This window comes from Arthrobacter sp. B0316-5-4, from assembly GCF_059090325.1.
Genome location: NZ_JBNHFN010000002.1, coordinates 567935 through 594423, shown reverse-complemented (window position 1 = coordinate 594423; position 26489 = coordinate 567935). Strand labels below are relative to the sequence as shown.

The window sequence follows — 26489 nt, the reverse complement described above, 5'->3', positions numbered from 1 at the left end:
GGCGAGGGCACCAGACACTCCGTCCACCGTAGGATTGGAGCCATGTTGCCTGATGCTGTCGCGGCCCTTCGCTGTCCTGTCTGCCGTGGGGCGTTACGGCTCCTGGAGAAGCAGCAGCGGACACTTTCCTGCGATTCGGGGCACCTTTTCGATGCGGCACGTCAGGGCTACTTCAACCTGCTGACCGGCAAGGGCACGGTATTCGAAGCCGATTCCGCCGCGATGGTTGCAGCGCGGCACCGTTTCCTCGAGGCGGGACACTATGACGACCTTGCCGGGGCAGTCGCGGAGTCAGTGAGTGCGGTGCTCCACGGGCCGGACTCCCTCATCCTTGACGCTGGTACGGGAACAGGCCACTACCTGCACCAGGCCATGCAGCGGTCCGGCGCTTCGGCCGTAGGCCTGGACATCTCCAAGTTCGCCCTTCGGCGGGCTGCCCGGCTGAATCCGGAGGCGGCCAACCTCGTCTGGGACATTTGGCGTCCCTTGCCGCTGGCGGACGACACCGTGGATGCCATCATGGTGGTCTTTGCCCCGCGGAATCCGGCGGAGTTCGCCCGCGTCCTTCGTCCCGGGGGGACGCTGTTGGTAGTGACTCCACGGCCGGGCCACCTTGTCGGGATCGCCGAACGCACGGGCATGCTCGGCATCGAGGAAGGCAAAGCGGAACGCCTCGCCGAGTCCATGCGTGGGCATTTCACATCAACGTCCAGTGCGGACCTGGATATCTCCCTGACGCTGCGCGGCCCGGAGATGGCGGACCTCGCATTTATGGGACCGGCGGGGCACCACTTGAACGACGGGAAGTTGGCTGAATTGGCCGCTTTCGACGGTTCTGTTTCCACCACCGCGATGTTCCGGATCAGCGTATTCACCGTGTCCTGACGTGGGACGGCACGTCGGGCTAGGATGGAAGAACAGCGACTGTGATCCCTCTTGAGGGGATCCGGGACCAAGGGGGAACCGATGTTCGAATGGCTCGGCGAGAATTGGTGGGCACTGTGGCTCACCGTGTTCCTCGCGTTTGCAGTGGTGGAGATGCTGACTCTCGACCTCTTCTTCATCATGCTGGGCGGCGGGGCCCTTGCCGGCCTGATCGCCGACTTCGCCGGAGCGGAATTCTGGCTGCAAATCGTCATCTTCTGCGTTGTTTCCCTCTTGATGATCGTCTTCCTCCGACCCGTCGCGCTCAAACACCTCCACAAAGGTCCTGAAGAGCAACGTTCCAACATCGACCGCCTGATCGGACAGTCGGCGCTGGTCATTGAAGCCGTTACCGGCACCAGTGGACTCGTCAAAATTGGCGGCGACGTGTGGACGGCCCGCAGCGCTGCGGGCACCCTGGACGCCGGAGCAACAGTCCAAGTCACCAGGATTGACGGCGCGACGGCGGTAGTCGCCTCGTCCGCAGAAAACAGCCCGCACTAAGGTGCGGCGTTAATCCAGTCGGTTGCCGGGCGGGAGAGCCCGCCCGTGCACAGCGGCATCAAACCACGCAATTGGGGAACGAAGGAGATGTATGGACGGCTTAGGAGGAACAGCAGCAGCAATTGTGCTGATTGTTCTCGTCATATTTGTGATCATAGTGTTGGTCCGCTCGGTGAGGATCATCCCGCAGGCGCGCGCCGGCGTCGTTGAACGGCTCGGTAAATACCAGCGCACGCTTAATCCGGGACTCACCATCCTGATCCCGTTCGTCGACCGGCTCCTGCCGTTGCTTGACCTGCGCGAGCAGGTCGTGTCGTTCCCGCCACAGCCGGTCATCACCGAAGACAACCTGGTGGTTTCGATCGACACCGTGGTGTACTTCCAGGTCACCGATCCCAGGGCGGCTACCTACGAAATCGCCAACTACATCCAGGCCGTAGAGCAGCTGACGACAACCACGCTGCGTAACGTGGTGGGTGGGCTCAACCTCGAAGAGGCCCTGACGTCCCGCGACCAGATCAACGGCCAACTCCGTGGCGTGTTGGACGAAGCAACGGGCCGCTGGGGAATCCGCGTTTCCCGGGTCGAGCTGAAGGCAATTGATCCGCCCCACTCCATCCAGGATTCGATGGAGAAGCAGATGCGTGCAGAACGCGACCGTCGTGCGGCCATCCTGACCGCCGAGGGAACCAAGCAGTCGCAGATCCTCACGGCGGAAGGCCAGCGCCAAGCTGCGATCCTCGCCGCTGAAGGTGACGCGAAAGCAGCCATCCTCCGTGCTGACGGTGAAGCCCAGGCCATCCAGAAGGTGTTCGACGCTATACACAAGGGCAACCCGGACCAAAAGCTGCTGGCATACCAATACCTGCAGACGCTTCCCAAGCTTGCCGAGGGCAGCTCGAACAAGCTGTGGATCATTCCCAGCGAAGTCGGCGAAGCGCTCAAGGGAATCGGCGGTGCCCTCGGGGGCACCGCGGGAGAGTCCCCCGTAGCCGGCCTTTTTGGCGGCAACGAAACAGCGAAGTCCACCGAACCCGCACCGGTGGCGCCGACCCGGCCAGCTGAGTAAGCCCGGCTGAATCAGCGCCCAGACGCAATGAGCGGCCAGCCCCAGCGGCTGGCCGCTCGTTGCGTTTGGGGCCCTTTTGAGTACAGGGCGCCGATCCGCGTATAATGGGATATTTGTCCGGCTGGTTCAGCGCGGATGGAACATAAAAGCTTGGCCAGGCGTTGCAATTAGTGATGCAAGGTGTGCAGAAGTAGTCCGTAAGGATCGTGAAAACGGCTTACGGCTAGCGCGGGGTTACTGCTCCGCGAACAGACAGAGGGAGTAATCATGAGCGATCGCAGCCTGCGGGGTATGCGTCTTGGCGCCCAGAGCATGGAAACCGAATCCGGTGTTGAGCCGGCACCGCGCCAGCGGGTCGAGTACCGTTGCGAAGATGGAGAGCAGGTCTTCGTGACCTTCTCCTCCGAAGCCGAGATCCCCCCGGTTTGGGTTTCCAAGACCGGCAAGGAAGCACTCCTGGTTGATGGCGAGCGTCCCGTGGATGCCAACGAGAAAGCTGTCCGCACGCACTGGGACATGCTCCTCGAGCGCCGCAGCCTTCCCGAGCTGGAGCAGATCCTTGAGGATCGTTTGAACATTCTGCGTGAGCGCCGTGGAGAACGCCGCTCCGCATAGCAAGCCAGATACACCAAAGGCCGGCTCCGATTCCCGCAGGGAAATCGGAGCCGGCCTTTTTGGTGTGTTGTGGCGGTTACTTGGCGACCGCCGGCGACTTCCGTGTGAGCTTTGCCCAGCGTGCGGCCAGCCCCCACCGGGTGACGTTGATCATGGCCTCAACCACAATGTTGCCGCTCATCTTAGAGGCACCGAGTTCGCGCTCCACGAACGTGATGGGGCGCTCCTCGATGCGCAGGCCCAACTTGGCTACCCGCCAGGCAAGGTCGACCTGGAAACCATAGCCAACCGACTCGACCTCGTCCAGGTTCAACGCTTCCAGCGTGCTGCGACGGAACGCACGGTAGCCACCGGTGACATCCTTGATTTTGACGCCCAGCATGATGCGGGCATACGTGCTGCCGACCCGGGAAATGGCTTGGCGGTAAAGAGGCCAGTTGACGACACTTCCGCCTTCCACCCAACGGGAACCCATGGCCAGGTCCGCTCCGTCTTTGACGGCTTCCAGGAGAAGGGGAAGTTGCTCCGGCTGGTGTGAACCGTCGGCGTCCATTTCGACCAGGACGTCGTAACCGGCAGCGAGGCCCCACTTGAAGCCCGCGATGTAGGCGGCCCCGAGGCCTTCCTTGCCCTTCCGATGCAGGACGTGGACGTTGCTGTCCTCCGCGGCGAAGCCGTCGGCCAACTGTCCCGTGCCATCAGGGCTGTTGTCGTCAACCACCAGGACATCGGAATCGGGAACTGCCGCGCGGAGGCGCCCGAGGGTCTTGGGGAGCGATTCGAGCTCGTTGTAGGTGGGAATGATCGTCAGGACACGCAAGAAGAGGCCTTTCCTTGATGGAGCGGTCAGTGTGCCGGACCAGCCAGTCGGCTGGCATTCTGGCGCAACTCTCCATTATAGGACGACGCCGGGACCTCCTCGGGCGGCTGTGGCGCCGGACACATGTGCGGGCAGGTCCTCAAGCCCAGGGCCAGTAGTGTAGGGAAGTGAAGTCCCGGTCAAACTGTTTTCTGGGTCACCGTGGACCTGCCCACTCATGCGCCGCCATCAGGAAAACCGGCCACGGCTGGACCGTTAGGCTCCGTGAGCTGCCTCTGAGTTGATCATCCGTTGAGCCTCAATGCTACGGACTCACCGCACGCTGTCAACCAGCCAATGACCTGCGGATCCGTCTGTCTTCCCAGTTCAGCGGCACCCTCTGAGGACAAAAATTCGGGGACTAGACGCGGAGTGCCTCATGGGCAAACAGTTCCTGTCCTTCCCTGACGGTCTGGAGGCAACGCGGATCAGTACCGGTGTCCAACGCAGGCAGAAGGGGTGTCCGCGCCCGGGGGTCCGTGCTCCAGGACTGGACCCTGCTGTCAGCGACCTGGACCATCAGTTCCTCTACTTCCCACACAGCGAAAATGGCCGGGGCGCCCGGCACGAGCTGGCCCATCAGGGGGTTCCGATGCTTGGTAGCCCGCCAGCCTGCCCGTGTGTGGCCTAGGAACGCGGCCCTCGCGGAGATTCGCTGCTCCGGATTGCTGTGCTCCAAGCAGGCTCGGACGCTGGACCAGGGGCGCAACGGAGTCACAGGGCTGTCACTGCCAAAGGCAATGGGGACGCCACTGGCATAGAAGGAAGCGAAAGGATTCATGGATTGGCTTCGCCCGCCGAGACGCTGAGAATACAATCCACCAGCGGCACCCCAGGCGGAGTCGAATCCCGGCTGCACACTGACGGTGACGGAGTACTTGGCCAACCTGTCAATGGCGGTCTGGTCAGCCATCTCGACGTGTTCCAGCCGGTGGCCCGCTGCACGGATACGCTGCTCCCCCACCTCGGCGGCGGCCACGTCCATCGCGTCCAGAACGGCGGCCAGGCCCGCGTCACCAATCACGTGGAATCCGGCCTGGATGCCCAGCAGCGATGTAGCTGCGATGTGCTTCGCCGCGTCATCCACTGTCAGGTACAGGCTGCCGCGTTCACCCGGTGCGTCCGAATAGTCATCCACCAACGCAGCCGTCCTTGAACCGATGGACCCATCCATGTTCAGGTCCCCGGCGAGTCCCCGCACTTCGGTACCCAAGCCCGCCAGAATGCTCCGGGCGTGCTCTTCGGAGGTAGCCAACTCACCCCAGTACGGAAGTACCTCGGGACTTCCGGGCTGATCATTCCACGATGCCGCCAAGCGAAGGTCTTCCGGGCCGCAGATGTGGGGGGCGGACATTTCTGCCAGCGCGACGTAGCCGTTGGCGGAGGCTTCCTTCAAGGCCTGCTCCTGGTAGGCGCGTCGCTGCGCTTCCGGGAACTGCCGGGCTGTCAACCGGGCCGCCGTGTGTGCGGCCCGCAATACCTGCGCGGTCCCTGCCCAGCCGTCCAGGCCCTTCAGGTTGGCCTCAGCAGCCAGCGAGGCCGAGACCAGGGCTGAGTGGACGTCGATGCGTGAAAGGTACACATGGCGGCCGCCCGATGCCCGTTCCAGTTCTTCGAGGGTAGGCAACGTGGGATCATCCCAGAGCGTCTCGTCCCAGCCGTGGCCCAGGATGGTTCCCGTACCGCCCGAGGAAGCAACGGCGTCGAGCAGTTCCCTGGCCGAACGCACAGCGCTAAGCTGCAGGCCCGACAAGGCCAGCCCGGTTTCGGTCAGGTGCACATGCGAGTCGACGAATCCCGGTGCCAGCAGGGCTCCGCGAAGGTCGATGATGTCCATCGATGAATCGGCAATGGACGTTGCGGCCTGCTCCGAACCCACCCAGGCGACGGTATCGCCGTCGACCACCATGGCTGTTGCGAACGGATCCGCAGCCGTATAGATCGAACCATTGCGGTACATGGTGACCTTCTTGCCGGTCCCTGTGTGGTCGTTGCCGGCAGGCGCGCCTGGCTGGTTCATGCGTTGAGCTCCTTGAGCGGTTGAAGGCGGTAATTCATGGAGGTGGCGTCAGGCCACGGTGGAATAGGCCACGACGCCGCGCCGGACCAGGTCAATGGACTCACGGCAGATCCTGGACAGGCGTGGGTCCAGTTGCGGAATTTTGGCCAGTTGGTCCAGCAGATCCACTACCTGCTTCGCCCAACGGACGAAGTCGCCGGCAGCGAGGTCGGTTCCGCTGAGGACATCCTGCAGGTGGCGTCCCTTGGCCCACTTGTACATCGGCCACATCAGCCCAAGTTCCGGCTCCCCGGTCAGCGGGAGACGGTGGTGCTCTTCTGTGTCCTCCAACTGGGACCATTCACGCACCACGATGTCCACGGCTGACTCGAGCGAAACCGTCGGCATCTTCGGCCGCAGCCCACGGTCCTCGCGCTTGGCCTGGTACACCAGGGTGCTGGCCAGCGAGGCCAGTTCGGCGGCGTCGAGGTCGTTGATGGCTCCCTGCCGCACGGACTGGGAGATGAGGAGGTCTTTTTCGCCGTAAATCCGTCGGAGACGCTGCCCATCGGCGCTGATTGCTACGTGGCCGGCGTCGTCCGTTTCCAGGTATCCATAGGCCGAGAGGACATCGCAGACACGGTCGAACGTCTTGGCGATCGTGTTGGTCCGTCCCTGGATCTGGCGGACCAGCCCGTCGGTTTCCTTGCGCAGCTTCCACCAGCGCTCCGACCACCGCGCGTGGTCCTCGCGTTCGCTGCACCCGTGGCACGGGTGGGCGCGCAACGCACGCCGGAGGTCCGCGATCTTCTTTTCCTGGTCCGGGAGCCGGGCGCCCAAACCGAAGTCCTCGTGCCTGCTGTGATGACGGCTGTGCGGCACGTCTTCACTGATGGCATGACGCATTGCCGCGGCCAGGTCGCGCCGGGCCTTGGGTACCTTGGAATTGAAGGACTTGGGGATCCTTATCCGGGTCACCGGGGACACCGGCCCGTCGAGGTCGTGGACACCGATGCGCCGGAGCTGGTTATCGGATGTCAGCACCGAGGGCCTGGGTTCGCGGGCGTTACGGTCCACTTCGAGGACCACCGCATGCCCAGCCAACCTGCCGCTGTAGATGCTGATGACGTCGCCGGGTATCAACCGTGTCAACGAGTCGGTCACGTGGGACCGGCGGGCCCGCTGGTTGTCCCGTGCCGCGAAGTTCTCGGCATCGCTGAGGTCGCGGCGGAGCTTGGAGTACTCGGTGAAGTCCCCCAAATGGCATTGCATGGACTTTGCATACCCAGCCAGTGACTCTTCGCGTCCGCGCACCTGCCGGGCGAGGCCCACGACGGACCGGTCCGCTTGGAACTGGGCGAACGACGACTCAAGAATTTCACGCGCCCGCACCCGGCCGAACTGGGCGATCAGGTTGATGCTCATGTTGTACGTGGGGCGGAAGCTGGAGTTCAGGGGGTAGGTGCGCCGCGAAGCAAGCCCGGCGACGGCGGTGGGATCGGTTCCGGGCTGCCACAGGACCACGGCATGGCCTTCGACGTCGATGCCGCGTCGTCCAGCGCGGCCCGTGAGCTGGGTGTACTCCCCCGCGGTGATGTTGACGTGCGCTTCGCCGTTGAACTTCTCGAGCTTCTCCAGGACCACGCAGCGCGCAGGCATGTTGACGCCCAGCGCGAGGGTTTCCGTGGCGAAGACGGCTTTGACCAGTCCGTCTGCGAAGAGCTTTTCCACCACTTCCTTGAAGGTGGGGAGCATGCCGGCGTGGTGGGCGGCGAAGCCCCTGACAAGTCCGTCCCGCCAGCCCCAAAAGCCAAGGACGTCGAGGTCGTCCGCAGGAATTTCGTGGCTCGCCTCGTCCACCCGCTGGGCAATGATCTGTTGTTCCCGCTCGGTTGTGAGCCACAAACCCGATGCCGCGCACTGGGCCACTGCAGCGTCACAGCCGGCCCTGGAGAAGATGAACGTGATGGCCGGCAACAGATCCTGCCGCCGCAGGCTCTCGATGACCTGGGGGCGGCTGGCTTTCCGGACCGGGCTGCGCTGCTCGGACTGCTGCCTGTCATCCCGGTACCGGTCCTGGCGGCGCCGGCTCCGGCCCCCATGCCCGTACCGCCCGGCTGTGTTCATCCTGCTTTCCGAGCGGGCCATGGCCAACAGATCGGGGTTGACTTCGAATTCCGGACTGTTGACGCTGTGGCTGGCCTTCGGGGTTGTGGACCGTGCGGAGGCCACTTTCCGGCGTTGCGGGACGGCAGGCTCGACCGGGATCTCGGCATTTTCCGACAGATCCGGAACCTCGGGATCCTGCCGTTCCGGAGCGGGTGGAGCAATCTCATCGAAGGTGGTGTCGCCGGCGAAGAGGTCTACGATTTCCCGGCCCACCATCACGTGCTGCCAGAGCGGGACGGGCCGGTGTTCGGAGACAATGACGTCCGTGTCGCCCCTGACGGTGTCCAACCAGGCGCCAAATTCTTCGGCGTTGGAAACGGTAGCGCTGAGCGACGCAACCTGCACTTCGCTGGGCAAGTGGATGATGACTTCCTCCCACACTGCCCCGCGGAAGCGGTCCGCCAGGTAGTGGACCTCATCCATGACAACGAAGCCCAAATCGCCAAGCGTTTCGGAGTCGGCGTACAACATGTTCCGAAGGACTTCAGTGGTCATGACCACCACGGGAGCATCACCGTTGATGGTGGTGTCACCAGTCAGCAAACCCACGTTGGCGGCACCGTACTTGGCCGCCAACTCAGAGAACTTCTGATTGCTCAGTGCCTTAATGGGGGTGGTGTAGAAGGCTTTGAGGCCGCGTTCCAAGGCAAGGTAGATGGCGAACTCGCCAACGATCGTCTTGCCGGCTCCCGTGGGGGCCGCCACGAGGACTCCACGACCCTCCTGGAGGGAGCGGCACGCCTCCCGCTGGAAGTCGTCGAGATCGAATTCGAGCGAACGGGCAAAGGATCCGAGATACGTTTTCGACTCAGCCGCCCGCTGGGCTGCGGCCTGGTAACGGTCGGACGGTGATGGAGACCCGGAAATGGAGGACATGGCTCAAGCCTAGTAGGCCATGGTCTAGAGATTCTCCAGATCTGCGGCGGAGGTGGCAATGTCCGCAGTGGCTTCAGTCTCAGCAGCACGCTTCACGGCGCGGCGCTCCCGGCGACGGTCATTGAGCAGGCACACGCCAATGGCAGCGAAGAAGAGCAGCAACATGGGGGCTGCCAGGTAGAACATGCTCATGGCGTCAGCGCCCGGAGCAGCCATGGCCGCGAAGAGGCACACCAGGAAGATGGTGATCCGCCAGCTCTTGACGAGTTGCCTGCCTTTGACGATTCCTGCCAGGTTCAAGCCAACCAGTACCACCGGGACAAGGAAAGCAATACCGAAAGCCAGCAGGAGCCGCAGGACGAACGCCAAATAGATCTCGGCGCTGATGAAGTTTGAGCCGCCCACCGGGGTGAAGTCGGTCAGCACGCGCACAGCGTTGGGCAGCACGAGCCACGCGAGGAGGACGCCGCCGATGAACAGGGGAACTGCCGCTGCAACAAACGACAGCGCCAGGCGGCGTTCCTTTTTGTGAAGCCCGGGCACGATGAAAGCCCACAGCTGATAGATCCACACGGGGCTGGAAAGTATCACGCCAAGGAACACCGATACCTGGACCATGAGGTCGAACGAACTTGCGACGCCGTCAAAGTTCAGGGTGGCCGCCCTGCCCTCTTTTTCGTTGAGGTCCTTGATCGGCTTGATCAGCGCTTCAAGGAGAGGCTGGTAGACGATGAAGCCCACCACGGTTCCGACGATGACGCCGATAGCAGCCTTGAAGAGCCGGTTCCTCAGCTCCTTGAGGTGGTCAAGGAGCGCCATCCGGGCTTCGGGGTTGGCCTTGCGCCCCTTCGTTTCTACCACTCTTCTTAGACGCGGTTAGCGGGCGGAACGTCGGTCTCGCCGTTGTTCTGTGCCTTCACATCCGGGTGACCTACCACTTTGCCTTCAACGGCGTCGGAAGGTTCCTGTGAGTCCTTCGTTTCGGAAGAACCGTCCTTCTTCATTTCCCGGACTTCAGACTTGAAAATGCGCATCGACTGTCCAATGCTGCGTGCCATGGACGGCAGCTTCGGTGCTGCGAAAAGCACCAGAGCCAGGACGATGATGATGATGAGATGCCAGCCTTCGAGCCTCATGTGGGGAGGTCCTTTCCTTTTGGATACATCCTACGTCTATCTGAATTCTATGTCGTGCAGGGATTGTGGCTGACCCCGCTCGGCTTTGCGTTTGACGCGTTTTTGACGCCGAACTTCCTGTCGGGAGGCTTTGGCCGTCAGGTAATCATGACGCATCTGCTCCGGGGAGGCAAAAATGGCGGAACCCGGTTCAGGGCGGTCTCCGGCCGTTTCAACATCGGAGGTTTTCGGGACCGGGGGAAGGTTGCTGAAACGTTTACCTGCGTCAGCCAATTCATGAACAGTTGTCATGAATTTCCTGAACAACCGATACCCCAGCGTCACGTGGAGGAGCAACGAAAGGGCAATGAGCGCGATCCACAACAGGATCCAGAACCACCAAGGCATCTGAGTAGTCTAGCCAGCCCGGCCGGCCGACGAAGAGTCGTACCCGGCCAGGGCCTGGTTGAGCCATGTACGGGTTGCCTGCCGCAAGGCCTCGGGGTCGAGGATCCGCACTGAGCCGCCGTGCTGGGAAATGAACATGGGCAGCCACTCTGCGCTGCCGAACCGAACCTCCGCGAGGAGACCGCCGTCGGGCAATTGCGCCGTGCGCTCCGCGTAGTAGTCGTCAGCCAGTCCGGCTCCCTGCCGGGTGAGCTGCAGTACTACCAGCACGTCGTCATCACTGGGCGTGTAGAGCCGCGCGGGAAAGGCGTCCCGGGCTGTCACAGTGCCGGAAGCGGGACGGCCGTTTGGCTCCAGGGACTCCACCCTGTCCAACCTGAAGTTCCGGAGCCCTTCCTTGCTGTGGCAATAGGCCTCGAAGTACCAGGTGTTGTCCAGCGAATAGAGCCGCAACGGGTCGACATCCCGTTCGGTGACTTCGTCCCGCTGGAGCGACAGGTACGTTAGGCGGAGCTGCTGACCTTCCCGGATGGCCTTGGTGATGGTGGCGAAGGCCTGGGATTGTTCGGGCGCCACCGATTGGCCCGCTACCGAGCCTGCCAGCCGTCCAGCCTGCCCTGCAGCGCCGGTCAGCTTGATGGTGACGGACTCCAGCGCGCTCCCGGGTTCGTCTTCGGGCATGCCGGCCAGGGCGGGCAGGTCGCCCAGCATGGCCAGCCCGGTCAGCAGGGCCGCCGCTTCGTCCTCGCTGAAACGTACGGGGCGGTTCAGGTCCAGGTGCTCGGAGATGTAGACATGGTCGTTTTCCCATTGGATGTCCAGGAGGTCGTCCGGGTAGCCTTCGGGCAAGCCTGAACAGATCAGGATCTTCAGGTCGTCGATCAGCGCCTTACGGCTGATGCCGAAGTGGTCGGCGACTTCCTGGATGTGCAGGCCCTGATGGTGGACCAGAAACGGCACCAGCTGCAGCATCCTGGAAAGCTGGTCCTCGGACGTACGCTTCCGCGCCCGTGGCGTTGGCCCTGAGTCGGGGAAGTGCACCGGTGCCTCCGGTGAGGCATCGAAGTCCAAGGCACCTTTAAGGCGGCGTACGACGGCGGCCCGCAACTCAGCGGGTCCGGTCACTGTGGCGTGCGGCCCATAGGATGTCAGCTCTTCGGCGAGTTGCTCAGGGTCCCTGAACTCCACCACGATGCGGTCACGATCGCTGGTGGCCGGAACCGGGCCGGGCGGTACAGCCCTTTTTCGCAGGGCAAGCAGCCGGCCCTTGTCCACATCGAGGATGGCCTGTTGGACGGGCAACTCGTTGAGGGCGTCAAGCTCAGCCCGGGCGTTGAATTTTGCCGGTGGCTCGAAACTGTTGCCCGTCACGACCGTCACCGCCGTTGTCATGCGCGAGAGCCTGAAGAGCCTTTTGGCCCCCCTCCCCCGGTCGAACCCCACGAGGTACCACTGTCCGAACCGGCTCCCGAGCCCCCACGGTTCCACTTCCCGCTCTTCCTCGCGTCCGGTGCTGACCGCAAGGTAGCCGAAACGGACTGGATGCCTGCCATGCATGGCCGCAACGACGTCGTCGAAGGCCTGTCCGGCGGGTTTGATGCGGGGCTGGACCCCAGCAGGAAGGTCGACGTCGGTGAAACCACCGGCAGCCTGCAGCTTGCGGACGGCGTTTGCTGCTGCGCTGCCCAGGGCGGCGCGTTCCCACAGTTGCGCTGCGAGCAGGAGCACGGTGCATTCCGCCGGCGTCAGGTTCACTTCGGGAAGCCGGTTCGAGTCCTTGCCGATCCGGTATCGGGTGGAGGCCGGGTCGTCGGCCCCAAAACTGCGGGGATCGGTCAGTGTCTCTATCTCAAAGCCAAACTGCTTCAGGTCCACTTTGTCGCGCTCGAACATGCGCCCAAAGGCGACGTCGTTCTCGGCCGAATCGTGGTAGACCTTGTCACGAAGGACGGAACGCGGAAGCCCCACCTTGGTGTTGAGCAAAGCCAGGAGGAGGTTCAGGAGTCGTTCGGTGCGGGATGCAGACACGGTTGCTACGTTACTAAAGACCGGCGGGAAAGCAGCAAGGCGCGTCACCGACCGGCAAAACCGGAGGGCAACGCGCCTTGCGCAGAACGCAGGTCCTAGCGGACGGCGACGAGGTCAACCACGAAGATCAGGGCTTCGTTGGGCTTGATCGCTCCGCCGGCACCACGGGAGCCGTATGCCAGCTCCGACGGGATTTCCAGCCGACGGCGGCCGCCAACCTTCATGCCCAGCAGGCCCTGGTCCCAACCTTGGATGACCTGGCCGACGCCGACACGGAAGTCGAGCGGAGCGCCGCGGCCCCAGGAAGCGTCGAACTCTTCGCCCGTGGACCAGGCAACGCCAACGTAGTGGGTGGAGACGGTGTCTCCGGCTTTGGCTTCCGCGCCCGTGCCCTCGATGAGGTCCGTGATGACGAGGTCCGTGGGGACGTCACCTTCCGGGAAGTCGATTTCAGGCTTGGTGCGGTCGAAGTCACGCTGACCAAAAGACATGGTTGCTCCTTTTGCAGGATGGATGAATGGTTGTCGGGAACCAGCCTAAGCCAGTGCCCGCGTCTTGGATTACTTCTTACCCTTGATCTCCACGACGAAGACCAGCGGACCGGCAGGTTTGCCCTGTGCGGCAGCATTGGCGCCGTAAGCAAGATCAGTAGGGATGGTAAGCAGCACCTTGGAGCCGACCTTCTGTCCCGTCAGTCCCAGAGTCCAGCCCTTGATGACCTGTGTGAGGCCAAACGTCGCGGCCTCGCCGCGGTCATAGCTGGAATCGAACTTGGTGCTGTCTTCCCAGCGCCACCCGGTGTAGTTGGCCTCGATCGTGTCGGAGCTCTTCAGTTCATCACCGGAGCCCTCAGACAAAACCTTGACGGACAAGCCGGCCGGAGCATCGGTCTTGGGGATCTCTACGGACGGTACACCCTTGTCGTCGAAAGCCACCTTCGGCAGCTTGCCGTCCTTGTCCAGTTGATCGGTTTCTTCCTTGCTCAAGAGGCCGGGCGCGTCCTTGGCGGAGGCAATCTTGAACACGACCAACTGGGTGGACGCAGGAGCCGTGGCAGAGGCACTGCCCGGAGCGGCGATAGCTACATGGCTGCCCACTTTAGCGCCGACAACCGCGTTGAAAATGAGCTCATTGCCCGTTTTCATCTGCTCGGACAGCTCGATCGGCTGGGGTCCGTTTGCGTACCCGTCCTCAAGCGTTTTTCCGTCCGTGCCATCTACGGCTACGTACACGAGTTCGGCAATTTGGCCCGCCTTGACAGGCTGGCCGTCACCCTCGCTGACCACCTTGACAGTGGGCTCGGTCACCGTCAGCGGCTTGGAGAATTCAATCCCCGGAGCCTTGTCATTGCCATTGTCCGTGACCTTCAAGGAGTCAAGCTTTGTGACATCGCCAACGGACTGGCTGGTTGGCTCGCTGGCCGGAGTTGTTCCTCCTCCGCACGCGGTCATGAGCAGCAGGGCAGGAAGGAGAATTGCTAGGAGTCGGCGCACAAAAAAGACACTTTCGTCGGGGCAAGGGAGACTTGGAAAGACGCACTGCGCATCCAAGCGGGTGGCCCCTTCAGAGGAGACCACTACTCAGGATAGCCCGTGAAGCTGGGAGTCAGCTCATAGAGTCCAGGAGGGCGTCCACCCGTTCGTCGACGCTGCGGAACGGATCCTTGCAGAGGATTGTCTGGTGTGCGCGGTCATTGAGCTTCAGGTGCACCCAGTCCACGGTGTAGTCACGGCCGAGCTCCTGGGCCCTCCGGACGAAGTCGCCACGCAACTTGGCGCGTGTGGTCTGGGGAGGCGCGTCCACGGCGTCCTTCACGTCCGTCTCGGTCACCAGGCGGCGTGCTGCCCCACGGGCCTGCAGCAGGAAGAAGAGGCCGCGCTGTCGCGAGATGTCGTGATACGTGAGGTCCAGCTGGGCGATGCGGGGCGAGTCGAGGCTGAGGTTATGCCGGCGCATATAGCCGTCCATGAGCTTCTTCTTGATGGCCCAGTCAACTTCGGTGTCGATGGTGCTGGTGTCGCCGCTTTCGATTGCATCCAACGTCCGCTTCCACAGATCCAGGATCAGCGGTACGTGGGCGTTGTGCGCCCCGTTGCTGGCGACGAAGTCGGTGACCTTCGTCAGGTACTCCCGTTGGATGTCGAGGGCCGTCAGTTGCCTGCCGTTGGCAAGCCTCACCAGCGCACGTCCGCTCAGGTCATGCGATATTTCCCTGATGCTGCGGATGGGATTCTCCATCCGCATGTCACGCATGATGACTCCGGCCTCGATCATGCGGAGGATGAGGTCCACGGTTCCCACTTTGAGCAGTGCGGAAGTCTCTGACATGTTGGAGTCGCCCACGATCACGTGAAGGCGGCGGTAGAACTCGGCATCTGCGTGCGGTTCGTCACGGGTGTTAATGATGGGACGTGAGCGGGTGGTGGCCGAAGACACGCCTTCCCAGATGTGGTCGGCGCGCTGGGAGAACGCGAACGTAGCACCGTGCGGGGTCTTCAGGACCTTGCCCGCCCCCGCGATCAACTGCCGGGTCACCAGGAACGGAATGAGGATCTCAGCCAGGCGGGAGAACTCGCCACGCCTTGGGATGAGGTAGTTTTCGTGGCTGCCGTAGGAGTTACCTGCGGAATCGGTGTTGTTCTTGAAGAGGTAGACCGTTCCGTTGAAACCCTCCGCCGCAAGCCTCGCCTGGGCTTCGTCCACGAGGTCGTCCAGGATAAGTTCGCCGGCCCTGTCATGGGCAATGAGCTGGGCGAGGTCGTCGCATTCGGCCGTGGCATATTCAGGGTGCGAACCGACGTCCAGGTACAGGCGGGAGCCATTGGTCAGGAACACATTGGATGACCTGCCCCAGCTGACCACCTTGCGGAAAAGGTACCGGGCCACTTCTTCCGGTGCCAGCGGGCGCGAATCCGGGCTGGAATAGGAGATTCCAAACTCCGTTTCAATGCCAAATATTCGCTTGTCCATCTCAGGTCTCCTCTGTGAGCATCCGGGTCATATCCTCGGGCAGCAGCCGCCGGAATGCCCTGCGCGATCCGCGGTGGCTTTCGGAAGCGCGGTACAGCACTGCTGCCTCGACGGCGGTGGCGGGCAGTTCATCCGGTTCCTTGTCCGTTGCCAAGGCACGCAATGCCAAACGCATGGCCCCGGCCAAGGTGATTTCCGGCTCCCAACCGCCGCTTACGACGTCGGAAATCTGGTCAGCCAGCCCGCCCATGACGACAAAACCATTCTCGTCGGCGATCGATCCATCAAAAGTGAGCCGATAGAGGTGGTCCTGCTCCCGGGTGGCGCCAACCTCGGCCACGGCCAGTTCAACCTCGAACGGCTTCTGTTCGGCAGTGAACACGGCCCCCAGGCTCTGGGCGTAGACGCTCGCCAGTCCGCGGGCGGTCACGTCTTCGCGATCGTACGAGTAGCCGCGGACGTCAGCGTACCTGACGCCGGCCTGTCGCAGGCTTTCGAATTCGTTGTACTTTCCTACTGCGGCGAAGGCGATCTTGTCATAGATTTCGCCGATCTTATGCAGGGAAGGTGACGGGTTTTCGGCTATCAAGGCGATGCCATCCGCGCAACTGATGACCACCACGGAACGGCCACGTGCGATGCCTTTCCGCGCGAAGTCCGCACGGTCCTTCATCAGTTGCTCGGGCGATACATAGAACTGCTGCGTCATCTCAGGCCTCCCGTCCGGCAATGGCCCGCGACTCAACAATGGCCCCTGCTATGGCCGCCAGGTCCCTTTCGGGAACCCGTCGGTGGCCAGCGCGATTAACCGTGTAAACCACCGGCCAAAGTTGCCGGACAGGGTCCGGTCCACCTGTGGCGGAGTCGTCGTCGGCGGCGTCGTAGAGGGCCTCGACAGCCACGGCGACGGCGGCCTCCTCCGAGAGGTTCGGTTTCCAGAGCTTCTTCAGGGCGCCGCGGGCGAACACCGATCCGGAACCCACGGAGTGGTGTTCCTGCTCTTCATAGCGGCCACCCGTGACGTCGTAGGAGAACAAACGGCCTATGCCCGATGAATGGTCGAACCCCGCGAAGAGCGGGATGACGGCCATCCCCTGCATCGCCATGGGCAGGTTGCCACGGATCATGGCACCCAGGCGGTTCGCTTTGCCCACGAGGCTGAGGAGCGTCCCCTCAATTTTCTCGTAGTGTTCCAGTTCAACCTGGAACAGGCGCGTGATGTCGATGGCCAGGCCGGCTGTCCCGGCGATACCCAGCACGGAGTACTCATCCGCAGGGAACACCTTCTCGATGTGCCTGCTGGCAATGACGTTGCCCATGGTTGCCCGACGGTCACCCGCCATCAGCACCCCGCCGGCGTAGGTCAAAGCGACGATTGTGGTGGCATGCGGGGACGACGGCACGGTGCCGGCGGGTAACAACTGATTGAACGGCAGGAGCTCGGGACGGGATCGTTGGAGATGCTCCGTAAAGGAAGACGTTGCCTGGTTGGCCAGGGGGCCGGTTGATGGGTCCTGCATTGCTGCACTCCTTCGACTCTGCGTTCCGATGCCCGGCGGCCTCACGCGGCCGGGCCGTACAACCCGTGGTGGCTCCGGTTACTGGCCACCCTTTTGAACGAACGCCCTGACGAATTCCTCGGCGTTGGATTCCAACACGCCGTCAATTTCGTCCAGGAGGTCATCCACGCCCTGCGTCGCCTCCGAGGCTTTCGCTTCGGGTGCTGCCGGCGGAGCCTCCGGGACGTCTACTTCAGTCTCGGTTTCCCGCGACTGCGGTTGTTGCTGCTCCTGAGCTGCCATTTTCTTCTCCCTACTGTCAGTCTCCGGGGAACGGAGACTTCCTACTGCAATATTGCCACGCTGTGGGCTGTTGCGTACGGCTTTGACCAGCCACTGATCCGCCTGTGGCGAACCGCCTCAGGCCTTTGCCGGGGGCAAGCTCTGCCCCATTAATTCGGCAAGGAAAGGGCCGGCTTCCTGATGACGGTCGAAGAGCGCTCCGGTCAGGGACCGTGTCCCCCGCAAAGGCTCGCGGGTAGGCACCCGCTGCAGCTTCCCCAGGCCCGGAACGTCGAAAATCACCGAGTCCCAGCTGGCACCGACAACGTCCTTGCCGTACTTGGTGACGCAGCGTCCGCGAAAGTATGCCCTGGTGTCCGACGGCGGCTCGCTGACCGCCCGGCCGATGTCGCCGTCGTCGACGATGCGCGTCATGCGGTCCCTGGACAGCAGCCGGTAATAAAGGCCTTTCTCCGGCCTGATATCAGCCCACTGCAGGTCCACCAGCCCCAGCCGGGCGTCATCCCAAGCGAGTCCGTCACGGTTGCGGTACCCCTCCAGGAGTGATTTCTTCGCCACCCATTCCACGGTGGATCCGGCGGCGTCGAGGTCGGTCCCCAACGTCGTCAACGTGGACTCCCAGTGTGACAACACCCCGTGGGTGTGTCCGTCACCGGTGACCGAATCCGATACCCCTGTTTCCTGGGCCAGTTTCGAGGCTGCCTCGTAGTACATCCATTGAAGATCGAGGGCGGTCACCCTCCGTCCGTCGATGAGCCTGACCGTGGACGTGAGCGTGGTGTCATGGCTGACGGCCTGGAGTGCCTGGACCGGCTCATGGACTTCGATTTTCGGTGCCTGCCCGGCCTCAATAAGGCTCAAGACCATGGCGGTAGTGCCGAATTTGAGATAGTTGGAGGCTTGGCTGAGGTTGGCGTCCCCAATGATCACATGGAGCCGCCGGTATTTGTCCGCCGTGGCGTGGGGTTCGTCCCGGGTGTTGATGATGGGCCGGCGGATGGTGGTCTCCAGCCCCACCTCCGCCTCGAAGAAATCGGCGCGCTGGCTGATCTGGTAACCGGGCGTCGAACTGTCCTGGCCAAGGCCAACCCGTCCTGCACCGCAGATCGACTGGCGGGAAACAAAGAAGGGAGTCAGTCCCCGGATGATGTCCCCAAAGGGCACCGAACGTGGCATGAGGTAGTTCTCATGCGATCCGTAGGACACGGATTTGTTGTCGGTGTTGTTTTTGTACAGGTTGATCGGTGGAAGGCTGGCATCTGCGGCGACTTTCCTGACCGTGGCCAGTGCAACGAGGTCCCCGGCGGCGTCCCAGGCAACGGCGTCACGGGGATTGGTGACCTCCGGGCTCGAGTATTCGGGATGGGCGTGGTCCACGTAGAGGCGTGCACCATTGCCCAGGACCATGTTCATCAACAGCGAGCCGGACTCGTCTGCGCCGTCCAGCTCCAGTTCCTGCCGCCCATAGGCCAAGGCCACCGCTTCGGCGTCGAGCACCGGCGGCTGGTCAGTTAGCTGGCTGGGGTCCGCTGCCGCCCGGTCCAGGGTCCATCCACGTGCGTCATGCAAGGGTTCCTCGTCGGTGTAATCCCAGCGGGTCTCCGCGCCACCGGCAGCGCGTTGGCGGGTCACCGTGGCGTAAGCCTGGATGATCCTGGCCGACATCATTGTGGCGTTCGCGCCAGGCGCCGATGGGGCGTGGATTCCGTATTCAGTTTCCGATCCCATGACGCGCATTGCGCCGCCTGCGGGTAACTGTCCGGCCGGTGTTCCTTCGACTCTTGCTGTCACAGGTACTGGCCCGTGTTGGCGGTGGTCTCAATCGACTTGCCCGGTTCCTGCCCGGCCTTACCCTGCACGATGGTGCGGATGTAGGTGATCCGTTCGCCCTTCTTGCCCGAAATCCTGGCCCAGTCGTCCGGGTTGGTGGTGTTCGGCATGTCCTCGTGCTCACGGAACTCGTCCACCACAGCCCGCAGGAGGTGCTCGATGCGCAGGCCTTTCTGGTGGTTCGTCAGGAGGTCCTTGATGGCGTACTTCTTGGCGCGGTCCACCACGTTCTGAACCACTGCGCCGGAGTTGAAGTCCTTGAAGTACAGCATCTCCGTATCTCCGTTGGCATAGGTGACTTCGAGGTATTCGTTGGACTTCTCCGTCGAATACATGGCTTCCACCGTTCGCTGGACCATGGCGTCCACCGTGGCCTGTACGTCTCCCCCATATTCGGCGAGGTCCTGGGCATGGAAAGGCAGGTCCGTGGTGATGTACTTCCCGAAAATGTCCGCTGCGGCCTCGGCATCGGGCCGCTGGATCTTGACCTTGACATCGAGCCGGCCCGGGCGAAGGATCGCGGGATCGATCATGTCCTCGCGGTTCGAAGCACCGATGACGATTACGTTATCCAGCCGTTCGACGCCGTCGATCTCGCTGAGCAACTGCGGAACGATGGTGGTTTCGACGTCGGACGACACACCGGTTCCGCGGGTACGGAACAGCGAATCCATCTCATCGAAGAAGACCACAACCGGGCTGCCGTCAGACGCCTTTTCACGTGCACGCGAGAAGATCAGGCGGATGTGGCGTTCCGTTTCGCCGACGTACTTGTCGAGCAGCTCCGGACCCTTGATGTTGAGGAAGTAGCTCTTGAGGTCCGTGTTGCCGGCACGCTCGGCGGCACGTGCTGCAAGGGAATTGGCCACAGCCTTGGCAATGAGCGTCTTGCCGCAGCCCGGAGGGCCGTACAGGAGGATGCCTTTGGGCGCCTTCAGGCCGTGCTCGCGGTAAAGGTCCGGGTGCAGGAACGGCAGTTCGACGGCGTCGCGGATCTGTTCAATCTGCGGGCCGAGGCCACCGATGTCCTGGTAGGTGATATCAGGGACTTCCTCGAGGACAAGGTTCTCCACCTCGGCGCGCGGGACCTTTTCAAGTGCGTATCCCGTCCGTGAATCCAGCGACAATGCGTCGCCGACCTTCAGGTGGATGTTCTGCAGGGCTCCCGAAAGCCGCACCACGCGTTCTTCGTCGGCCCGGCCGACTACCAGCGCCCGGTCCTTGCCGAGCATTTCCTTCAGCGTGACCAGTTCACCGGCGCGTTCGTAACCCAGCCCGGCAACCACCAGAAGTGCCTCGTTCAGCAGGACTTCCTGTCCGACTGCAAGCTGGTTGATGTTGACCAGGGGGCTGACGCCCACGCGCATCTTACGGCCGGCGTTGAAAATATCCACCGACTCTTCGGTTGCGGCCTGGCCGGAGCTCCCAGCAGAAGGTTGCTTCCGGGGGTTGACCTGCACCACGGTTCCGAAGCTGTAGGGCGGCTGCCCTTCCTGCTCCAAAGCACCCTTCAAGCGGAGGATTTCGGACTTCGCGGCTTCCAGCATGCTGACGAGCTTGCCGTTGTTCTGCGTCGCGGCGGCCAGCTGGCGGTCGATGTGGCGGAGCTTGTCCCGGAGGATGTTGATCTGCCGCTCTGCGACAGTCAGTTCACTGGAGGCCTCCGACGGTTGCACGGGGGCCAGCCCCCGGCTTGCTGCCTCTTCCGGTGCGGCGTGTCCTTCTTCCGGCGTCTGCCGTCCAAGGTCGTTGTTTGACGTGTCCACGAATCATCAGCCCCTTCCTGCGCTTAACAAGACCTTAGTCCCGAAAAGCTCAGGGTGCTGGGTGACATTCGGAATGCGGACCCTATTGTGACCTTTGTCAGTTTGTGACCGTGGGGTCATCCTGGACGTTGGTTCCGGCGATGGCGTCACGTGCGGCGCGCCGCAGTTTCTTGTCCGAAACCGCACGCTCCCCTACTGCGCCGGGCGTCCAGGCGTTGAGGTCCTCTTCGCTGAATTCGGTCTTGGAGGGCCGGCGCTTCACGGAGATTCCGGTGACGCCGTCGGCGAGGCGGCGGGTGACCAGAAGGAAGCCGGTGTGGGCCACCATGCGGTGATCCGGCCGAACGGCCAGGCCCTCAAGGTGCCAGCCGCGCACCATCGACTCCCAGGCGTCGGGCTCGGTGAATCGCCCGTCAGCACGGATGGCTTCGGCAGTGCGGGACAGCTGGGTGACCGTCGCTACGTAGTTGATCCAGACGCCGCCAGGAGCCAGCACGGTAGCAACAGCGTCCAGACACTCCCAGGGTGCCAGCATGTCAAGCACTACGCGGTCCACGGAACCGGGGGCTTCGGCCTTGACTACCTCTTCCTGGAAGTCACCCAACGAGATCTGCCAGGCCGGGTGCGGGCCACCGAAGATTGTCTCGACGTTGCCACGGGCGATGTCGGCGAATTCTTCGCGGCGCTCAAAGGAATGCAGGTAGCCGCCGTCACCGACAGCGCGAAGCAGGGAAATGGACAGTGCACCGGAGCCCACGCCGGCTTCCACGACGCGTGCGCCCGGGAAAATGTCGGCCATGGTGACAATCTGGCCGGCGTCCTTCGGGTACACAACGGCCGCGCCACGAGGCATGGACAAGACGAAGTCGGACAGCAGCGGCCTCAACGTCTGGTACTGCTGGCCAACGTTGTTGCTGACCACGGAGCCATCCACCTTGCCGATGATCTCATCGTGGTTCAGGAAGCCCCGGTGCGTGTGGAATGCGCCGCCGACTTCCAGCGTCACAGTGTTCATGCGGCCACGTTCGTCCGTGAGTTGCACCCGTTCGCCCACGCGGAAAGGCCCGCGCCGGCGTGCTGCGCCCGTCGGCTGCACGGCGGTTCCGGTAGTTGCCTCGTCAGGGCCTGCGCTGGCCTCGGGGGCGGCGGTTTCGCTGCTCATGTGGTGTTCCTCGCTCTTGTACGGCTGGGCCGCGACGTGTTGCTGGCTGGTGGGCGCCAAAAAGCCGTGGGGTTATTTGCTATGACGGCCGGCATGTAACTCTACCGGCCACGGGGTCAGGGGCGACCGCTGCGGCGGGCTTCCTTACCTGTAATGGCTGTCACGACGGCCTGCTGGCGCAGTAGGCCGGTGACGATTCCGTTGTGGTCCACCACAGCGTATTCGCCCCCTTCCAAGCGTGCCAAGTACTGAATGAGTTCCTGTCCCTTGGACCATTCAGGGACATAAGCCCCCGCGCCCAGGGCGTGCGCCACCGCGGTGACCGGCGTCGTCGTCGCGGCCCCAAACGGCACCAGGGCGGCGGCACCCGGGTCCACGACACCTTGCGGCTTACCGTCGGGTCCACAGATGACGACGGCGGGGCTGCCGTTCGGAGCGATGTCCAGCACATCGGCCACGGAGGCTGAGTTCGGCACGCCGACGGCGCGCTCCGCGAGGCCCGCCGCGCTGACCAGGTACAGACGGCTGCGGAGCTTGGCGTGGTGGATGGAGCTGGAGGCGCCCATCCAGAGGAAGCCGCAGACGAGGACGGTGATGAGCATCAGGCTGATATCCAGCGGAGCGCCACTCAGGAGAGGCAATGCGATGAACCAGATGACCAATGCGGCGACGATGATCCGGCCAGACCAGCCGGCCGCAATGGTTCCCTTGTCCTGGCTTCCGGTGGCTTTCCATACAGCGGATTCCACCAAACGGCCGCCGTCGAGCGGCAAACCTGGAAGCACGTTGAACAGGCCGATCAGCAGATTGGCCCACATGAGGATGTTGGCCAGGATTTCGGACACGCCGCTCAGCACATCGGCCGAGAGGACTCCCCACATTGCGGCTGCCAGGACGAAGTTCGAAGCAGGCCCGGCCAGTGCCACCACGACCGAACGTCCCGGCGAGGCCGTGAAGTTCTCAAACTGCGTGTGGCCGCCCCAGAGATTCAGGACGATCTTCTCCGTGGGCCATTTGAAGGCCTTGGCGCTGAGCGCATGTGCCAGTTCGTGAACCAGCACGGAGATGGCAAGCAGCAGGGCGTAGCCCAATGCCACGAAGTAGGCTCCCAGGCCCAGGCGCGGCATCTGCACCAGCAGTGCCGGCCCGTAGACAATGACGGTGAAGCCGGCAATAACAAACCACGAGTACGCAAGGTAGACCGGAATGCCGGCGATCCTGCCCAGCGGGATGCCCTCCTTCTTGGCGGAGGCGTGATGCGGTGTGGTGGGACTGCTCACCTAGTTGGCCCTTTCAAGAACGTTTCCAGCCGGGAAGTGATCGACGATGAGTTGCCTCACGTCATCCACAGTCCGGCCTGTGAGCGTGTCCCACAAGACCATGCGGGGGTCTTCGGGCAGCGGTACCTGGTGGGGTATGCCCACGGTCACGACGCCTGAAGCAATGGCGGCCGTGGCTCCGGGAACCGAGTCTTCCAGCGCGACACAATGGTGGATGGTCAAGGTGGGATCGTCCAGGCGGAGCCGTTCAACCGCGGTGAGGTAGGCCTCGGGATGTGGCTTTCCGTTGGTGACGGTGTCGCCGGTGACCATGAACTCGAAGTACGGCTTGGGCAGGCTTTCCACCACCACTCCGGCCAGGGGACCTTCGGACATGGTCACCAGTGCGCACCGGACACCGGCCTGGTGAAGTTCATCAAGGAGTTCCCGTGCGCCTGGCCGCCAGGGAACATTCCGGCGAACCTGCTCGATGACCTGGGCGCTGAGGGTATTCACGATCTCGCGGGCCTCAAGCTTGACGCCGGCTGCCTGGAGGACCGCTGCCGAATGCAGCAGTGATTGGCCCACCAACTGCATGGCCTGCTGGTGCGACCACGTGCCGCCGTGGGACTCCACCAGGGCGCGTTCAGCCGCTATCCAGTAGGGTTCGGTGTCCACCAAGGTGCCATCCATATCCCAGAGCACGGCTTTGAGGAGGGGCTGGCTGGGTAAGGAATGCATGGCTTCAAGTCTACGTGGAACCGGACGGGCGGCAGTTCGGGCATTGCGCTGTGGGCGAAGAAGGGACACGCACCGGCGTGAAATGCCATGCATCCCGGAGGGTCTTGGACGTAGGGTGAGTGGATGAACAGTGTGGACGGGACCCCCGAAGGACAGGACATCACCGCGGAGCCCGAGCGTTTCCTCAAGGAACCCGCGGAAGGCCAGCGCGTCACCGTGATGCTCGCCGCGTTCGAAGGCTGGAACGACGCCGGAGAGGCCGCCAGCGACGCCCTGCACTATTTGAACAAGCTCTGGGATGGCAAGAAGGTTGCCACGGTGGACGCCGAGGAGTACTACGACTTCCAGTTCACCAGGCCAACCGTGCGCCGCACGTCGTCGGGTGCGCGGAAGGTCAAGTGGCCGTCCACCCGGATCTACAAGGCCGCCGTTCCGGACAGCAACGTGGATGTGGTGTTCGTGCTGGGCACTGAGCCTTCCTACCGCTGGCGTGCCTACACCACCGAATTGCTGGTCCACGCGGAGGCGCTCAAGGTCGACTCCGTTATTTTGGTGGGCGCCCTGCTGGCCGATGTGCCGCACAGCCGCCCCATTCCGGTCAGCACGAGCACTGAGGACAGCTCGCTGCGTGAACGCCTCAATCTGGAGGCCTCCCAGTACGAGGGGCCGGTGGGGATCGTAGGCGTCCTGGCTGAATTTGCGATGCTCGCAGGGTTGCCGACGGTTTCACTGTGGGCCGCGGTGCCGCACTACGTTGCCCAGCCTCCCTCCCCCAAAGCCCAGCTCGCGATCCTGCACAAGGTGGAAGACCTGCTCCAGGTCCCGTTGGACAGCCAGGCACTTGCCGAAGAGTCCGAGGCGTGGGAACGCGGCGTTGACGAACTCGCCACCGAGGACCCGGAGATCGCGGCGTACGTGCGGCAACTCGAGGAAGCCAAGGACACGGCCGATCTTCCGGAAGCCTCTGGCGAATCCATTGCCCGCGAGTTTGAACGGTACCTCAAGCGGCGCGGCAAGGACCGTCCCTGACCGATCCCAACACCGGTAAACGCCAACGGCCCTGACAGGAATGTCAGGGCCGTTGGCGTTTGTTCGCAAAAGGGTCCAGCTAGAGCTCCACGCCGAGCAGCGCGTTGACGGCATCCGAGATGACGGCCTTGTCCTCAGCCGACCCCTCGGCGCCGGCACGCAGTGCCTCCTGGGCCCACTGATCGACGGCGGCAAGGGCTGCGGGAGCATTGAGGTCATCGGCCAGTCCGGCGCGCATGGTCGCAAGCAAGGGGGCCGAGGAACCTGCCGGGGCATGGCTCAGGGCGGCCCGCCACTGCGCCAGGCGCTCCTTGGCTGCAGCGAAGCCTTCATCGGTCCATGACCAGTCCGAGCGGTAGTGGTTGGCGAGGATGGCCAAGCGGATGGCTGCTGGTTCCTCGCCTGCTGCGCGAAGTTTGGAGACAAGGACCAGGTTTCCCTTGGACTTGCTCATCTTCTCGCCGTCCAGGCCCACCATGCCCGCGTGGGAGTAGTGACGCGCCAAGGGAACCCCAGAGAGCGAATATGCGTGGCCGGCTCCCATCTCGTGATGCGGGAAGACCAGGTCCGAGCCGCCGCCCTGGACTGTGAAAGGGGCCGGAAGGTATTTCTGGGCGATCACCGTACACTCGATGTGCCAGCCGGGCCGGCCGGCTCCGAGGCTCGCGCCGGGCCAACTTGGCTCGCCTTCGCGGGCGACACGCCAGAGGAGCGGGTCCAGCGCGTGGCGTTTACCGGGCCGGGCCGGGTCACCGCCGCGCTCCGCGAAGAGGGCCAGCATGTCGTTCTCGCCAAGTCCCGACACGTCGCCCAGGGTCCAGGCGTCTGTGGCATCGGACCGCTTACCAGCCGTTTCGACGTCGTAATAGACATCGCCGTCAGGTTCCCCATCGGTGCCGGGGACACGGTAGGCCACGCCGTCGGCTATGAGCTGCTCGATGGCCGGCACGATGTCCGGGATGGCTTCAACGGCGCCGATGTAGTGATCCGGTGCGAGGACGTTCAGTGCGTCCATGTCCGTCTGGAACAGTTCAATCTGGCTCTGGGCAAGGTCTTGCCAGTCGACGCCCGTGGCGTTGGCCCGCTCAAGCAGGGGGTCGTCGATGTCGGTGACGTTTTGCACGTAGGACACCCGGATTCCAGCATCGCGCCAGGCACGGTTCAGGAGATCGAAGGCAACGTAGCTCGAGGCGTGCCCCATGTGCGTGGCGTCGTAGGGCGTGATGCCGCAGACGTACATGGATTGCTCCGGTTGCCGCTCTACCTCCACGACACGGCCCAGGGCAGTGTCGAAGAGGCGTAGTTGCGGCATGCTGCCGGGCAGCTCAGGAACAGGGCGGGAAGTCCACGATTTCACGACTCAA

Annotated in this window: 24 protein-coding genes; 5 read left to right on the top strand and 19 right to left on the bottom strand. The window is 63.3% G+C overall.

Annotated elements, in window-relative coordinates; genetic code table 11:
* Positions 1-42: 42 nt before the first annotated feature.
* The 4 genes from AC5RU9_RS07060 to AC5RU9_RS07045 all read left to right on the top strand — a co-directional run bounded on the left by AC5RU9_RS07060 (position 43) and on the right by AC5RU9_RS07045 (position 3112).
* On the top strand, positions 43-885 hold the full coding sequence (locus tag AC5RU9_RS07060; RefSeq protein ID WP_494015874.1) for a methyltransferase domain-containing protein: 843 nt from the start codon (positions 43-45) through the stop codon (positions 883-885).
* A gap of 81 nt (positions 886-966) precedes the next feature.
* Positions 967-1428, top strand: coding sequence for an NfeD family protein (locus AC5RU9_RS07055; RefSeq protein ID WP_309988699.1), 462 nt, complete (start codon positions 967-969; stop codon positions 1426-1428).
* A gap of 91 nt (positions 1429-1519) precedes the next feature.
* Complete coding sequence (locus AC5RU9_RS07050) at positions 1520-2497, top strand: SPFH domain-containing protein (protein WP_494015873.1); 978 nt, start codon at positions 1520-1522, stop codon at positions 2495-2497.
* A 267-nt stretch (positions 2498-2764) separates the two neighbouring features.
* On the top strand, positions 2765-3112 hold the full coding sequence (locus AC5RU9_RS07045; protein WP_011774875.1) for an RNA polymerase-binding protein RbpA: 348 nt from the start codon (positions 2765-2767) through the stop codon (positions 3110-3112).
* 76 nt (positions 3113-3188) lie between these two features.
* Here AC5RU9_RS07045 and AC5RU9_RS07040 read toward each other — a convergent pair whose 3' ends face one another.
* From AC5RU9_RS07040 to AC5RU9_RS06955, 18 genes are all read right to left on the bottom strand, one after another.
* Positions 3189-3932, bottom strand: a complete 744-nt coding sequence (locus AC5RU9_RS07040; protein WP_211712375.1) for a polyprenol monophosphomannose synthase — start codon at positions 3930-3932, stop codon at positions 3189-3191.
* Positions 3933-4332: 400 nt separating this feature from the next.
* On the bottom strand, positions 4333-5991 hold the full coding sequence (locus AC5RU9_RS07035; protein WP_494015872.1) for an amidohydrolase: 1659 nt from the start codon (positions 5989-5991) through the stop codon (positions 4333-4335).
* Positions 5992-6039: 48 nt separating this feature from the next.
* Positions 6040-9015, bottom strand: coding sequence for a DEAD/DEAH box helicase (locus AC5RU9_RS07030; RefSeq protein ID WP_494015871.1), 2976 nt, complete (start codon positions 9013-9015; stop codon positions 6040-6042).
* 24 nt (positions 9016-9039) lie between these two features.
* Complete coding sequence (gene tatC, locus AC5RU9_RS07025; protein ID WP_494015870.1) at positions 9040-9876, bottom strand: twin-arginine translocase subunit TatC; 837 nt, start codon at positions 9874-9876, stop codon at positions 9040-9042.
* A 5-nt stretch (positions 9877-9881) separates the two neighbouring features.
* Positions 9882-10151 (bottom strand): Sec-independent protein translocase subunit TatA, encoded by a 270-nt coding sequence (tatA, locus tag AC5RU9_RS07020; RefSeq protein WP_211712379.1) that lies wholly within the window; start codon positions 10149-10151, stop codon positions 9882-9884.
* Positions 10152-10187: 36 nt separating this feature from the next.
* On the bottom strand, positions 10188-10538 hold the full coding sequence (locus tag AC5RU9_RS07015; RefSeq protein ID WP_211712380.1) for a hypothetical protein: 351 nt from the start codon (positions 10536-10538) through the stop codon (positions 10188-10190).
* A 9-nt stretch (positions 10539-10547) separates the two neighbouring features.
* Positions 10548-12566: a helix-turn-helix transcriptional regulator gene (locus tag AC5RU9_RS07010; RefSeq protein WP_494015869.1), complete on the bottom strand. Its 2019-nt coding sequence runs from the start codon at positions 12564-12566 to the stop codon at positions 10548-10550.
* Between the two features lie 95 nt (positions 12567-12661).
* Entirely contained in the window at positions 12662-13057 is a 396-nt protein-coding gene (locus AC5RU9_RS07005; protein WP_026540707.1) for an FKBP-type peptidyl-prolyl cis-trans isomerase, read from the bottom strand.
* 69 nt (positions 13058-13126) lie between these two features.
* The gene (locus AC5RU9_RS07000) at positions 13127-14059 is read right to left on the bottom strand and encodes an FKBP-type peptidyl-prolyl cis-trans isomerase (RefSeq protein ID WP_494015868.1); all 933 of its coding nucleotides are present in this window, start codon (positions 14057-14059) and stop codon (positions 13127-13129) included.
* Positions 14060-14171: 112 nt separating this feature from the next.
* Positions 14172-15536, bottom strand: a complete 1365-nt coding sequence (gene pafA / locus AC5RU9_RS06995) for a Pup--protein ligase (protein WP_494015867.1) — start codon at positions 15534-15536, stop codon at positions 14172-14174.
* Position 15537: 1 nt separating this feature from the next.
* Positions 15538-16245 carry a proteasome subunit alpha gene (gene prcA / locus AC5RU9_RS06990; protein ID WP_494015866.1) on the bottom strand — a complete coding sequence of 236 codons (708 nt, stop codon included), beginning with the start codon at positions 16243-16245 and terminating at the stop codon, positions 15538-15540.
* A 1-nt stretch (position 16246) separates the two neighbouring features.
* Complete coding sequence (gene prcB / locus AC5RU9_RS06985) at positions 16247-17056, bottom strand: proteasome subunit beta (RefSeq protein ID WP_211712385.1); 810 nt, start codon at positions 17054-17056, stop codon at positions 16247-16249.
* Positions 17057-17134: 78 nt separating this feature from the next.
* Positions 17135-17338, bottom strand: coding sequence for a ubiquitin-like protein Pup (locus AC5RU9_RS06980; RefSeq protein WP_211712386.1), 204 nt, complete (start codon positions 17336-17338; stop codon positions 17135-17137).
* Between the two features lie 117 nt (positions 17339-17455).
* Positions 17456-19075 carry a depupylase/deamidase Dop gene (gene dop / locus AC5RU9_RS06975; RefSeq protein ID WP_494015865.1) on the bottom strand — a complete coding sequence of 540 codons (1620 nt, stop codon included), beginning with the start codon at positions 19073-19075 and terminating at the stop codon, positions 17456-17458.
* A 50-nt stretch (positions 19076-19125) separates the two neighbouring features.
* Positions 19126-20934 (bottom strand): proteasome ATPase, encoded by a 1809-nt coding sequence (gene arc, locus AC5RU9_RS06970; RefSeq protein WP_211712388.1) that lies wholly within the window; start codon positions 20932-20934, stop codon positions 19126-19128.
* Between the two features lie 97 nt (positions 20935-21031).
* Entirely contained in the window at positions 21032-22096 is a 1065-nt protein-coding gene (locus AC5RU9_RS06965) for a tRNA (adenine-N1)-methyltransferase (protein ID WP_494015864.1), read from the bottom strand.
* A gap of 116 nt (positions 22097-22212) precedes the next feature.
* Complete coding sequence (locus AC5RU9_RS06960; RefSeq protein ID WP_494015863.1) at positions 22213-23376, bottom strand: site-2 protease family protein; 1164 nt, start codon at positions 23374-23376, stop codon at positions 22213-22215.
* Entirely contained in the window at positions 23377-24189 is an 813-nt protein-coding gene (locus AC5RU9_RS06955; RefSeq protein ID WP_494015862.1) for an HAD family hydrolase, read from the bottom strand.
* A gap of 30 nt (positions 24190-24219) precedes the next feature.
* Between AC5RU9_RS06955 and AC5RU9_RS06950 the strand changes: the two genes are divergently transcribed.
* Entirely contained in the window at positions 24220-25125 is a 906-nt protein-coding gene (locus AC5RU9_RS06950) for a PAC2 family protein (RefSeq protein WP_211712391.1), read from the top strand.
* 79 nt (positions 25126-25204) lie between these two features.
* On the opposite strand, the gene mshC is transcribed toward AC5RU9_RS06950, so the two are convergent.
* Complete coding sequence (mshC, locus tag AC5RU9_RS06945; protein ID WP_494015861.1) at positions 25205-26482, bottom strand: cysteine--1-D-myo-inosityl 2-amino-2-deoxy-alpha-D-glucopyranoside ligase; 1278 nt, start codon at positions 26480-26482, stop codon at positions 25205-25207.
* Between the last annotated feature and the right edge of the window lie 7 nt (positions 26483-26489).

Excerpts from the sequence above, each read along its gene's own strand:
- AC5RU9_RS07060 (WP_494015874.1), top strand. The coding sequence starts at position 43 with ATGTTGCCTGATGCTGTCGCGGCCCTTCGCTGTCCTGTCTGCCGTGGG.
- AC5RU9_RS07055 (WP_309988699.1), top strand. The coding sequence starts at position 967 with ATGTTCGAATGGCTCGGCGAGAATTGGTGGGCACTGTGGCTCACCGTG.
- AC5RU9_RS07050 (WP_494015873.1), top strand. The coding sequence starts at position 1,520 with ATGGACGGCTTAGGAGGAACAGCAGCAGCAATTGTGCTGATTGTTCTC.
- AC5RU9_RS07045 (WP_011774875.1), top strand. The coding sequence starts at position 2,765 with ATGAGCGATCGCAGCCTGCGGGGTATGCGTCTTGGCGCCCAGAGCATG.
- AC5RU9_RS07035 (WP_494015872.1), bottom strand. The coding sequence starts at position 5,991 with ATGAACCAGCCAGGCGCGCCTGCCGGCAACGACCACACAGGGACCGGC.
- AC5RU9_RS07030 (WP_494015871.1), bottom strand. The coding sequence starts at position 9,015 with ATGTCCTCCATTTCCGGGTCTCCATCACCGTCCGACCGTTACCAGGCC.
- tatA (WP_211712379.1), bottom strand. The coding sequence starts at position 10,151 with ATGAGGCTCGAAGGCTGGCATCTCATCATCATCATCGTCCTGGCTCTG.
- AC5RU9_RS07015 (WP_211712380.1), bottom strand. The coding sequence starts at position 10,538 with ATGCCTTGGTGGTTCTGGATCCTGTTGTGGATCGCGCTCATTGCCCTT.
- AC5RU9_RS07005 (WP_026540707.1), bottom strand. The coding sequence starts at position 13,057 with ATGTCTTTTGGTCAGCGTGACTTCGACCGCACCAAGCCTGAAATCGAC.
- pafA (WP_494015867.1), bottom strand. The coding sequence starts at position 15,536 with ATGGACAAGCGAATATTTGGCATTGAAACGGAGTTTGGAATCTCCTAT.
- prcA (WP_494015866.1), bottom strand. The coding sequence starts at position 16,245 with ATGACGCAGCAGTTCTATGTATCGCCCGAGCAACTGATGAAGGACCGT.
- prcB (WP_211712385.1), bottom strand. The coding sequence starts at position 17,056 with ATGCAGGACCCATCAACCGGCCCCCTGGCCAACCAGGCAACGTCTTCC.
- AC5RU9_RS06980 (WP_211712386.1), bottom strand. The coding sequence starts at position 17,338 with ATGGCAGCTCAGGAGCAGCAACAACCGCAGTCGCGGGAAACCGAGACT.
- dop (WP_494015865.1), bottom strand. The coding sequence starts at position 19,075 with ATGCGCGTCATGGGATCGGAAACTGAATACGGAATCCACGCCCCATCG.
- AC5RU9_RS06965 (WP_494015864.1), bottom strand. The coding sequence starts at position 22,096 with ATGAGCAGCGAAACCGCCGCCCCCGAGGCCAGCGCAGGCCCTGACGAG.
- AC5RU9_RS06955 (WP_494015862.1), bottom strand. The coding sequence starts at position 24,189 with ATGCATGGCATTTCACGCCGGTGCGTGTCCCTTCTTCGCCCACAGCGC.
- AC5RU9_RS06950 (WP_211712391.1), top strand. The coding sequence starts at position 24,220 with ATGAACAGTGTGGACGGGACCCCCGAAGGACAGGACATCACCGCGGAG.